9 protein-coding genes are annotated in these 12422 nt (G+C 47.5%); all 9 read right to left on the bottom strand.

What is annotated here, in order from left to right; all coding sequences use genetic code 11:
* Window positions 1-4: 4 nt before the first annotated feature.
* The gene (locus BMX45_RS23850; protein ID WP_090912429.1) at window positions 5-412 is read right to left on the bottom strand and encodes a contact-dependent growth inhibition system immunity protein; all 408 of its coding nucleotides are present in this window, start codon (window positions 410-412) and stop codon (window positions 5-7) included.
* A gap of 126 nt (window positions 413-538) precedes the next feature.
* Window positions 539-1018: a hypothetical protein gene (locus BMX45_RS23845; protein WP_090912428.1), complete on the bottom strand. Its 480-nt coding sequence runs from the start codon at window positions 1016-1018 to the stop codon at window positions 539-541.
* Window positions 1019-1025: 7 nt separating this feature from the next.
* Window positions 1026-2210 carry a WXG100 family type VII secretion target gene (locus tag BMX45_RS31990; RefSeq protein ID WP_254778226.1) on the bottom strand — a complete coding sequence of 395 codons (1185 nt, stop codon included), beginning with the start codon at window positions 2208-2210 and terminating at the stop codon, window positions 1026-1028.
* A gap of 330 nt (window positions 2211-2540) precedes the next feature.
* On the bottom strand, window positions 2541-4619 hold the full coding sequence (locus BMX45_RS23835; RefSeq protein ID WP_090912426.1) for an ATP-binding protein: 2079 nt from the start codon (window positions 4617-4619) through the stop codon (window positions 2541-2543).
* A gap of 174 nt (window positions 4620-4793) precedes the next feature.
* Complete coding sequence (locus tag BMX45_RS23830) at window positions 4794-8147, bottom strand: S-layer homology domain-containing protein (RefSeq protein WP_090912424.1); 3354 nt, start codon at window positions 8145-8147, stop codon at window positions 4794-4796.
* Between the two features lie 648 nt (window positions 8148-8795).
* Window positions 8796-9242 (bottom strand): hypothetical protein, encoded by a 447-nt coding sequence (locus BMX45_RS23825; protein ID WP_217648130.1) that lies wholly within the window; start codon window positions 9240-9242, stop codon window positions 8796-8798.
* A gap of 5 nt (window positions 9243-9247) precedes the next feature.
* Entirely contained in the window at window positions 9248-9787 is a 540-nt protein-coding gene (locus BMX45_RS23820; RefSeq protein WP_090912419.1) for a hypothetical protein, read from the bottom strand.
* Between the two features lie 194 nt (window positions 9788-9981).
* On the bottom strand, window positions 9982-10848 hold the full coding sequence (locus BMX45_RS23815) for a WXG100 family type VII secretion target (protein WP_254778224.1): 867 nt from the start codon (window positions 10846-10848) through the stop codon (window positions 9982-9984).
* A gap of 283 nt (window positions 10849-11131) precedes the next feature.
* On the bottom strand, window positions 11132-11647 hold the full coding sequence (locus BMX45_RS23810; protein WP_090912417.1) for a DUF4241 domain-containing protein: 516 nt from the start codon (window positions 11645-11647) through the stop codon (window positions 11132-11134).
* Between the last annotated feature and the right edge of the window lie 775 nt (window positions 11648-12422).

The raw sequence follows: 12422 nt of genomic DNA, 5'->3' as shown, positions 1-12422 counted from the left end.
TATATTACAGATTAATCTTATTCAAAAAATTGGTTAACAACTCATTGTACTCGATCTGATCCTCTTCGCTACTCCAATCTAAATTAGAAAGATTATTATTGATCTTCTGTAGAAGAAGTTTAAGCTGGGACAAATCTTTAAATTCATCTAAATCGACAGCACTAAGTAACTCCAGCAATTGACCATCATAAAATACGCCAGCAATCGGATCCTCCGATAAGATTTCCATCGCTTTTTTTATGCCAAGGTCCATAAATACATTCTGAGATAACATCCTCGATACATCTTCCAAATCAATCTCGTCCGCTGTTTTATTAATTAGTCTAGCATACCATGTATCCAATGCATACTCGGGTTCAGCATTCTGATTGTTTTGATTCAATGAATAAATCTCTTTAATGGTTTGACTCATTTATTTCAATCCTATCATTTTTTAGTGTGCTTGGATTGTTGATTACTTACTCTAAGTTGCATAATAGCTTTACAATAGCGCTAGTTGTATTGTAAATACCATATTCCCCCATGTATCCGTCAGTAACTAAATCGCCAATACTTCGATGGTCTTATCATTGACAGAAATTGATAAAACATCACTTGTTTTTTGAATGTGTACATCACGGTTTGAACTAGTTATTTCGTCCTCAAAAGCTCCATAAGTGTCCGAATTAACGAATAAACTCATTTTTTTTATTTTCAATCCTTCCACATCAACTTCTATCTCAACTCTTTTTATATCGTTATAAGATCGCATAGTACCAGTTAGACAATACAGATTTTTCTCGCCTCGAACTTCCTTAACAACGTTTTCACCTAATAAACTTAAGATTACTTGGTAATTGGGCTCGCCTTCCTTAAAGATATATATAAATTCAATAATCATTTCACTTAGAGGACTGTTTCTTAATTTTTCCTCCATCCTCTCTCTCGAATCATCTAAAAACCATGAATCTAAATCCACTGGTGTATCGTCTATTATTCCAGGAACATATGGCTTACTATAAAGAAAATCTTTATTCATTGTTTACCTACTTTCTATGTACTTTATATTCTCCACCTATTTTTTCGGCGACTCTATCATACAGCATATCCCATACAGCATCTTTATTTCCTGTTCTAAAATATTCTTTGGCTATGGGATCGTTTCTCAGCTCTTTTTGAGCATTAGCAAATATATTCCCTAATTCCTCAGCGTTTACTTTCCAACCGTCTGTCCCTCTATTCATACTTAAATTAGTACCATTAGGTGAGACAGCTCTTATTTCTGACATATTAAAATCTACAGCTGTGGCTATATCTTCAAGGCTAAACGGACCATTCGTAGGATGGTTGTGAGTAAATACCTTATCTTTAGCAATATCTTTATGCATGCTAATGTTTATAGATTTCTCGTTGCCTACCACAGTCTCCCCAATTGAATTTCCATTTTTATCAAAAAACTGACCATGCTCCAAGGTTTTATTTCGAATGTGATCTTCAAATTTATTAACTGTTTCTAAATAATGAGGTTTTACCTTACCCTCCTCAACCTTCCCCCCATCCCCACCCGAATCATGCTTTAGGTGCGGGTGAGTCTTCACGCCGATCCGGCGTGTGGCCAAGCCGGCCAGGATCATGGCAACCTGCTGTCCCATGTAATTGGACGCGCCGCCCGAATCCTCGACGTCTGCGGCAAATTTCTCCCGGGTATCGGCATCAAAGATCATTTTGCCTCCCCAAACCGCCGTGTCGATGATCTCTTCCGCCGTCCCGATAGTTGCATTATAGGCCATGTCCTTGGCAGTACCAAGCGGGTCTTCCACCAAGGACGTAGCCGTATCCTTTACCGAATTTGCCACGGATTTCGCCCCGGTCTGCAGCCCCTGCCAGAAGTCCCCTGCATGGTCCCAGAACGTTTTGGGCTCGTTCGCAGCGCTCGCTGCAGCTGCCGCGATTATGATATCTTCACGCATATCGGCTGAGATGAACCGGAAAGCAATGGCCTTCAATTCCTGGCCGATGATCCGTAGATGCTCAATCGTTTTATTCATTTCGCCGTAGGCACGCTGAAAATCTTCGAAAAACCGCGAACGGGTCGTTCCTTCCCACGAAGACATCATATACGTAATCTGCTGGTCCAGCCGATTCTTGGTCGTTTCCAGTTCTTCCGCTGCCCTGGCGGCTTCCTCCGACACCCGAATCAATACCTCGGGCGGGACAAGTATTCTAGGCATTTGCATCCTCTCCAACGTTTCATTGGACCCTATTGTATCCATCTTCTAGGATATGGAAAAGGTTCCAGAGTCCTTCATATCAAAGGCATGGGAGTATGCAAGTTGGATGAAGCGAAGCCTTCATGCTCCTATATGGTTCAGAAGCCCCACAGCGCTATGTTTCTAGTATCATGGCAACTTCCGTTTTAGCAGCAGCGTAAGTATCTCTAATAAAATGGATCACCAAAAACGCACCTCCTAAAGAGATGCGTATTTCGCTTGTCCTATGCTGCAACCCGTGTAAATGAACTATGGGATCCTACAGCTTAACTACGCCTTTATTATGCGTGCTCAGAATCCGGACCTCATCATATCGCTTAGCACAAAAGCCAGATGTTTTTCGGCCAAACGCATATGGCGGTAAAAGGTGGCTCTGCTCATATGGAAGGATGCTGCGAGCTGGCTTTTGTTCCGGTCCTTGCGCAGATAACTAGCGATGAGAATCTCCTTCTCCAACAGCGTCAAAGGTTCCATCGGACGTCCGTCGGCCAGAATCCCTTGAATGATGTCCCTCACCTGCATCCCGTCCCAACCCAATCGCCGAATGACAGGGAGTCCCTCCAGCTTGTCCGGGTCGAAGAGCCTTTCCAGCATTTCCTTCACTACGCTTCTATCAATGGCCCGGGGATACTCATCCTCCCGCTGATGTGCCGTTTGTCCTGCTGCTGTCTCCGTTTGCCGGATGATCCGCTGAATCCACTGATCAAAGCTCGTTTGCCTAAAATCCAGCTCCCATGTCGTCAATTCGATGCCCGCATATCCCGTAACTTTCCCGCATGCTTTGAATCCCAGGATCGACAATAAGGAATTCAACTGCGGATCCCCCGCCGCCAATATCCCCCGCAAACCGCCAGTCATGCGAACCAGCCATTGCTGCATCAGCAAAGCCCCCAGCTCTTCGGGACGATACAGGGACTGTTCGGCATTTACCGCGGATAACAGCACAAATATCGTATCGGCCGCCTCTGGAGGAAGCCGATGCAGCGAAGAAGCCTCTTCTCCCAGCATCCCCCTGCACCCAGGCGCATACCGTTCCAACAGTGGCATGCTTAAGGCATGCAGCCATACGCCTGCGCAGAACGCCAACGGCGTCCCTTTTTCATCCCGCACGATAAAGATTCCTTCAGGAAAATGAGCTGCAATCTCCTCCAGCAAAACCGGGTAATCGGCAGAGTCGGCCAGTTCGGACTGCCAGTCGGAACCCCGAATAGACGCCTGCAAAAAACGCTGCAAATACGGCATATCCTCCTGCCGGAACGGCTTCTGTTCGCCGGGTTTCAGGCTTGACGAGAAATTGGCATATGCATGGGCCGAAGGCAAAAATTCGCGGTACAGCTCCAAGATGTGGGCGCTCAGGCGCATCTGCATCCGTTGATCGACCGAATGGAATCGTTCGGCTAGCAGAACGAACGCCTGATGGCGAACCGCTTCGAATTGTGCTGGGTTTCTGCGCGCAAAGTCATCCCGCAACATTCGAGCAACGACCTGGTGCAGCGTTATCCCATCCACTGTATCCCGTACGAACGAAAGTGCCCTCAGATGGTAATAGTCCGCCCCTTCCAAGGGTGTATCCAACATCCGGTTCAGCATGTTCTCGTCGGCTGCAGGCAGAAGCGATAAAACCGTCAGCGCGCGGTACACGCCAGGAGAAGCCGCTTCCCGTAAAAATTCGGCGCTCAATACAGCCGGAACCTCTCGCCATACATCCCACTGCTCCCCAGACTCGGAAAGCAGCATATCCACGGTCAAGGCAAGCGACAACGGATGGCCTTCCGTCTTCTCGGCAATAGCCCTTTGCCATTCCGCAGACAAGCCGCTGCCGTCTAAATAATCGTAGACCTCTTCTCGCGTAAACAGCCGCAAAGGGAGCCTTTGGATTTGGGACTTCCATTCGGGATTCGTCTGCCACTTGAGCGGCAGTCCATTGCGCGAGGCACATACGATCAACACGCGAGCGGACTTCAACTCAGGAAGAAAGCTGGAGAACAGCCACCCTTCCAGCTTTTCGATCTCCTCGCCATTGTCTATGAACAACACGGTACGCTGCAGCTGCAGCTCGTTAACGATGTATGGCAGCAGCGCGGATTCCGGAGCCCTGGTTCTGCCGTATTCGGTTGCAAGACTCATCTCCAGACTCGCCAAAAAAGCGCCCGACGTCGTTAAGCCTCCTTGCCCGTCCAGCCAAAGGGAACGCACCGAGGACTGCCTTGCCGTGCGGGCCATTTGCAGCAGCAGCGTTGTTTTGCCAATGCCGCCAATTCCAGATATTGAAAAAATGGATGTCTGCGCCCGGGGATCTGCCAGCCAATCCGTGAAACTCATCATTTCCCGATCCAAACCGATGATGCGATGTTTTGCAATCTTCTCCATTCGTTACATCCTCACTCCATCCGCTTCTCGTCCGTTGAGTCTTATAGCTACTAAACCTATTATTTTTTATACTATACTATGTTTCGAGTCTACGAATAGGCTTCATAACGCAAAAGACGCAAAAAAACACGCACATTCTTGGCTGGAATGTGCGCGTTAGCTTGTTGGCTGCAATTAATTGATGAAATTCAGATAGTTCAACATCCGGTTCAGCAGAACCGTGCTTTGAGCGCGCGTAGCATACGCCTGCGGAGCGAACGCCGCGTTCCCAACGCCTTCGATCATGCCCGCGGCCAGCAGGTCGGCAGCCGATCCCTTAGCCCACTCGGATACCTGGTCATGGTCCGAGAAGCGTTCCAACGCAGATGTGTCCTGCCGCGGAAGCTCGCCGGCATATAGAACGGCTCTGGCCAGCATCACCGCCACCTGCTCTCTCGTGACCGCAGCGTCCGGTCGGAACGAACTGTCGGCGTAGCCTTCAATCAAACCAGTCGCGGATGCGGCCCCTATCGCACCGGCATACCAAACTTCGTTCGGCCCCACGTCCGAATAGGAAGCTAGCTGCGGTTTCTCGGCCAGTCCGAGCGTACGCACGAGCATCGCGACGAACTCCGCGCGGGTCACCGTACGGTTAGGATCAAACGTGCCGTCAGCCGATCCGTTCACGATCAGCTTGTTCGCCATCCGCTCGATGTCGCTTTGCGCCCAATGTCCCTGGATATCCTCGAAGGTTCGGTTGGAGCGAACCGCGGTGAACAAGCCGTTATATGCGTCATAAAAAGTCGCTGTCTCCCCTTCAAAAACGGAAGGGACGAAGCGCGGCTTCCCTGGGCCATCCACCCGCACGACGGTGGAATGGTCGGATTCTGCCGCACCGTTCATTGAGAATGTGCGCTCCAAATACGTGCCTTTCCCTTCGATTTTTTCATTGCCGTCGCTGTATAACTCAAAGCTCGTCGGCCTAGTCAGCATGTCATAGCCTTGACGGGTCAATTCCTCATCCAGCTCACGGCTTGCAGAATCCGTCATTCTGGCGATGACAACCGTGACGGTCGTTCGGTTCGGGAGGTCGCTCAGCACGTGCAGCGGAACGCTGTAGCTTGCCCCGTTCACCCCAATCCGAATGGCTGCATTCGGTTTGGCCGCAAGGAGAACCTGCAGCGCTTCAGCCGGAAAATCGACCTTCACCACCGGATCATCATTATCGATGTCGATGACGATATCCTCCCCGCCAGCGGCCCATGACCGAACCAGATCGGAGTCCGGTATCAGTCTCAGAACGGTGCGCCCGTCATGATCCTGCTCTTTTTTAGCGGTGACCCGAACTTGTTTGCCGTTGATCGTTACGATCATTCTTGGGTCCGGCGCAGGGGAAGGGGCAGGAACCGGAACCCAGCTATAGGATGGGGATTCCGGTTCTGGGGTATAGGCGGCTCTCATATCGATGCGCCCTACGTCGACCGTCTCCCCAGCTAGGACATTTACGGTTGTCGCATAATCGTTATACGTCGCTGCCGTCACCGTAAGTTCATGACGGCCTGGCACTACGTTGTTCAGCGCAAATCTCCCCTCGGCGTCGGTCATATCCTTCATTCCGCCCACCGATACCGCCGCACCGGCCAGCGGTGTATTCCCTGTACCGTAGATTGCGCCGGTCACCGTCCCCGTATCCGTTGGAGCCGAATGTACCGTCACTGCTGCGGTGGCCGTGAACCCGCCGTCGACGGTAGTCACCGTAACGACCGCCGTACCTTCAGCGACCGGCGTCACCTCGCCGCTCTGGTCCACCTGGGTGACGCTTGAATCGCTGGAACTCCAGGATACCGCCTGATTCGTCGCATTCGCAGGCATAAGGACGGCTGTCAGCTTCTGTGGAGCACCTCCTGCCGTAAGGGTCAAAGCCGTCTGATCCAGACTCACCCCCGTAACGGGGATGGTGTTACGAATATGGCTCGCTTCCACTTGGATAACGCTCCATGCCTGGATGCGCTGCTGTGCATCCAGTTCAAAAACCTGAAGATATTGACCCGGAATGGGATCCATAATGTCCGTTCCTAACGAGTAGGAGACCGCTTCGCCAGGCAACGCATCCCCCACTAGAGGACGCACACTGGCATCTGGTCCGAGCAAATAAGCATACGTATGCCCCGGATTACCCGGAACCGCCGTCACGCTCGTCGAACCGTTCGCGCTGCCTGGACGAATAGCAATCCCCCCGATGTCCGGTGCCGGTTCATCCACGTACAGAGTCAACACAGCGCTGGCGATGTTCTGGCCTGCATCGGTCGCTGAAACCGTAACCGGGAACGTACCGCTCACCGTAGGACTGCCTTCGATCGTGCCATAAGCAGTCATCGATAGACCATCGGGAAGTCCGGAGGCGTTCCAAGTCAAGCCCCCCTTTGCGCCGTCGAAAGCTTCAAGGACCAAGGAATAAGGAGCGTCCTTGTCCGCCCGCGGCAGATCGGTTGTCAAAATGTCCGGACGAAAATAAGGATATCCTCCATTAATACCGGCATCGACGGCCCAGGTATCGGTGAAATCCCAGCCTTGGTAATTGGATGCTTCCCTCATTTCGTTGGTTGTAAGGCCCGTAATGTGAACCGAGCCAGTACCACTACCATATCCTACGCCGCTGGTTTGCATGGTAGCAACGGAATCGAAATACGAGGCATGGATCGAGGGATTCGTCCCGTCGAAAATGAAACCGACAAAGCCGCCCATCCCGCCATAGCTGAATCTTCCGGATTGGGTGACAGCTGTCGACGAATAACTATTGGCAATATCCCCATATACTAGCTGTCCGGCCAATCCGCCCCCAAAGAAATAGTGATCGCCATCCGAATTGGTCACCGTCCCTGTGGCATAAGAGTCGCTAATGGAGCCAGTACCTTGGGATCCGACAAGCCCTCCGGCATATTGGTTAGAGGCATCACCGCTCTTGACGGCAGCGGATGAAGATGAGCGAAGAATGGTCGAATACCCACTGGCTCCCCCGGCCAACCCGCCGGCTACGCTCACCCCAGCGAAACCGGTATCTCCGCTCGTAACGGAACCCTGCGAATACGAGTTGATGATGCTGCCGCCTATCAGATGGGCCACCAATCCGCCGGCATGACTGCCGCCATTGACTTGTGCGGAAATGCTTAGATTACGAACGGTCCCCGATACGCGACCGAAGAAGCCGACATATTGCAGAACTCCTCCATCATCGATGGTAAGATCTTCAATCCGGTGTCCCCTTCCGTCAAAAATACCGCTGAAGACGGTCAACTCATCACCTATGGGCACCCAATCGTATCCGGTCATATCGATGTCGCTGGTCAATCGGATATTCCGATCCAGGTAGGACGCTTGATTCCGATTGATATAGGCCAGTTCTTCAGCCGTACCTACGAGAACCCAACCGTCCGCTTCAACCGGAACCGAGTCGTTACCAGCCCGGACCACCGGCTGAGCGGAAGCCAAGGGAGCAAGCACCATCGAAAAAATGAGCGTTACTGCCAGAAGCATGGACATTTTTTTCATAAACAGGTTTCTCCTTTGCATCAGTACAATCATCGAGGAGTCATAGAAACACTCCGTGATCTGATAAATTTCGACATCTCCAATTAAGTGTAATATAACAATGGAACAAAGACTGTCTCAATTTTGTTTCAAGTTCATAGGAAGGGGCTGTCATAACGAAAAACCGAGCGAATACAGGGAACGGCCCTGAGTTTTCGCTCGGTTATTATTGCTTGCTTACGGAATTCATCAATTAATATACCGTGTTTAAATCGGAAATCATCCTAGAGGCTGCTTAACTTCTCTGGATTCCCGACGGTATAGATCTCTTGTATGGTGTGAGCCGGTTTTCACTCCATCCTTGCACAGGTCGAATTACCCTAAAACAAAAGCTTTTGTCGGACTCCAGCATGAAAAATAACGAGCCTCTAAAAGGCTCGTTAAATCATCCATTATCAGATTTATCTTTGTATTCTTTTAGATGATATCTTATTATGAATATTCCAAGAACTAATGCTAATATAGGGACTAATGTAAGCCAGTAATGTCTAGTATTCGCAACAAGAATTATCCCTAAAATACAAAGTACCAAATAAACAACGTCCGATATAAGCCGTCTTCTCAAATATGTAGTTCTGGATGAGTTTTTCATGACGAAGACCCTCTCTTTTAACCTAGAATAATTACATTATAAATGGCATCATCTATCATTTGATCATACGTACGACCATCTCCACCATCATGCACTTGTTTTGGCACTCCGTTTACTTTCGCCTCTAAAATATATTGTTCACTTCTTAATCCGAGTTTGCCTTGTGAAAACACTTCGATTTGCGTCAAGTACTTAGTAGCATCAAGAATTCCATACCATGCTGTATCGATAACAGATCCTGTTATTGTAATTGCAAATGCTTTTAATAGGGTGGTCAGTCCACCTTTTGTCCAAATAATATCGATAACTGACAAAATAGTGGCAACTGCCGTACCCGCAGAGAATTGTACATCAATGTAGGTGGTGTCGGATACTGTAGTTTTTTTATACAATGAACCGTATTGGTTCCATGTAGAGTTATATTTTGTCTTCACAAAATTATAACCGGGTGAAGGAGAGTCCATCGGAGTCATCTCAACTGGACGCTCTTCACTTTATTTTTTAATAATTGAATATTCTCGCTACTTAATAGTTGAGGATTCAACACCGATATAAAATTCAACAACTTGTTTGCATTTATTATTACTTCCTCCACAAAAGAAACTGTGCTGATTTTACTTCCGTTCCATTGTGAATATTTAAATTCCTTGTATGGTTTATCAATAAATAGATCTATTATTGATTCTCGATCAACATCCTCTACCAGGCTCACACTCAGCTCCTTTTCCTGCATAATAAATTCAAGCCATAGGTTTGCACTATCCGGAATTCGATACGCAACGTAATTATGCTCTTTTATTTTTTTTGCAATCGTTAATAAGTCAACAAACCATCGAACAAGTCTTTCCTCGCCAAAAGGACAATCATCAAAGAATAACCCGTATTTATTGCCATTAAAATCCAGTTCAATGATACCTTCTATATCTTGTTTAGTTTGATCAAATTGTTCAGCAGACATTTGTTTAATATCATCAAAATTATCATATGCTTTAAAGGAAATAATAAACATGTGCGGTCCTCCTAATCTAATAAATCGCTTAGTTTATACATATTTGTTCCATAAACAGAGTCCACATTTCCATTTTTAATAAATACTTTAATTGGCTCACCAAAAACAGTAACTGTATGCAATCCATCAGTTACTCCCTGCTTTTTTAATTGGTTAACAGCCACTGTAGAAGCTTCAGTAATTTTATTATCCGATCATTCTTTATTAAAGAAAGACTTTTTACTTAACATTTCATCAATTTGATCATCCGACATTTTCTTTTGTAGATATGGGAGCTGATTCTTAGTGCTATTCACAGAGTGTCTATTAAGTATATGGTCAACTAAGTTTTGACTTAAATCACCACTTGATGACGCAAATCTCGGCGTCCCCTCAACCTTCCCCCCATCCCCACCCGAATCATGCTTCAGGTGCGGGTGGGTCTTCACGCCGATCCGGCGTGTGGCCAGGCCGGCCAGAATCATGGCCGCCTGCTGCCCCATGTAATTGGACGCGCCGCCCGAATCCTCGATGTCAGCGGCAAATTTCTCCCGGGTATCGGCATCAAAGATCATTTTGCCTCCCCAAACCGCCGTGTCGATGATCTCTTCCGCCGTCCCGATAGTTGCATTATAGGCCATGTCCTTGGCAGTGCCAAGCGGGTCTTCTACCAAGGACGTAGCCGTATCCTTTACCGAATTTGCTACGGATTTCGCCCCGGTCTGCAGCCCCTGCCAGAAGTCCCCTGCATGGTCCCAGAACGTTTTGGGCTCGTTCGCAGCGCTCGCTGCCGATGCTGCCATCATGAGGTCTTCATGCATATCAGCTGAGATGAACCGGAAAGCAATGGCCTTCAATTCCTGGCCGATGATCCGTAGATGCTCAATCGTTTTATTCATTTCGCCATGGGCACGCTGAAAATCTTCGAAAAACCGCGAACGTGTCGTTCCTTCCCACGAAGACATCATATATGTAATCTGCTGGTCCAGCCGATTCTTGGTCGTTTCCAGTTCTTCCGCAGCCCTGGCGGCTTCCTCCGACACCCGAATTAATACCTCGGGCAGGACAAGTATTCTAGGCATTCGCATCCTCTCCAACGTTTCATTGGACCTTATTGTATCCATCTTCTAGGATATGGAAAAGGTTCCAGAGTCCTTCATATTGAAGGCATTAGAGTATGCAAGCAGGATGAAGTAAGGCCTCCATGCTCCCATTTGGTACAGAAGCCCCAATATGCCTCTATTGTATCTAGTATAGTGACAGGTTTGGTTGGCATCATGGTGTATCCCTAATAAAACAGCCATAAAAGGGTTACCTTCCATGACTGTTTGCACTTGCTCTTATTCAGTTTCCTTTAGCGCTCGACTAGCTCTTAATAAACACAATTTTCACGCCAACCACTTGATCCTGCTCATTCACGGCCTTATACACGCCGTATGCACCATCACCGATGCCGGTACGAGATACGACGCCCCCATCCAGGACACCCGCTTCTTCCCCGCTTTCGGTGATGTCGCAGCAGGCATAATACCATTCCGTATCCGTGTCCGAGCTATCCGATGCTGAATTCGCATCCGGAATTCGGTACTTTTGAATATCAAAAATCCCCGCCTGCCCGCTATCCACTCCAGCCACAAAAGGACACTTGATCCACTCCAGGAACGCCCCTTGTTCTGCTACCGAGTGATGGTAAGCCGTCAGCTTGGCGTTGGCTTCGCCCCAGTCCGGGATCTCCACCTTCTCCACTTCCCCTACCCACGTTCCATTTAATACGGCTTCCAACACGCCCATGATAATAATGTTCGCATCCAATTCATAACAAGGATCGGCCACAACCAATTGTCCGGAATTCACTTCAAAATGGCCCAGTTGAATGTTCAATGAAGATACCTCCAATAACAACGAATGATGGTTCTATTTTAACACGTATGATGGATAATGGTTTTTTTGAGAAAGGATGGTCGCTTGCTTAATATTTCAAAACAAAATGGTTTGGGTTCAATGGGCAGTGTTGGCTGATTGAATATCTGAAGTAGGAGTTCAGTAGGTTTACAGTGCTCTACTTAATAGTAAAAGTAGATACGCTATTTAATCAGATCCGTGAGTAGACAATTAAAATCAATTCAAGAACTACTAGATACATATCCTGATGACTTCGAGTTTTCTCTTCCATATCTAGAGGCGACAGGAAGCGCCAAAAATACACCCTTGATATAAACTAGGAAGTGTTTTCAAACTCTTCCAAATAAAAAAGCAACTCAATATGAGTCGCTTTTTGGATTTATCTTGTTTAGTTTTTTTATTAAGACAGAAAGGAAATGGTGTATTACTCCCAAGATTGACCCTATTATGTTTACTAAAATTATAATCACTGCTGTCCATTTATCGACAGTGATTACAGAAAAAATTATTACGCTAATGAAATAAATTGCAATGTAAGCTAATGGTTTTAAGCGATTATTATTTTTCAGAAGCATTTGCACAACCTGCAGTAATACTGAAAAACATAGTACGAAAAATGAAGGGGTAAAAATTATAATAGTTGCTATATCATTAAAAAGAATGAATTCATCGTCTAGTGTGTAATTTGGCCAGTAAAAGACAACACCATATACAGAGAGCAACAGGGAGAAGACGATCCATATATAGTAAATCA

The sequence above is a fragment of the Paenibacillus sp. cl141a genome (assembly GCF_900109305.1).
In the GTDB taxonomy this organism is placed as follows: domain Bacteria; phylum Bacillota; class Bacilli; order Paenibacillales; family Paenibacillaceae; genus Paenibacillus_AQ; species Paenibacillus_AQ lautus_A.
Note: the sequence above shows the minus strand (reverse complement) of the source record. Positions and strands in the feature narration are given on the sequence as shown.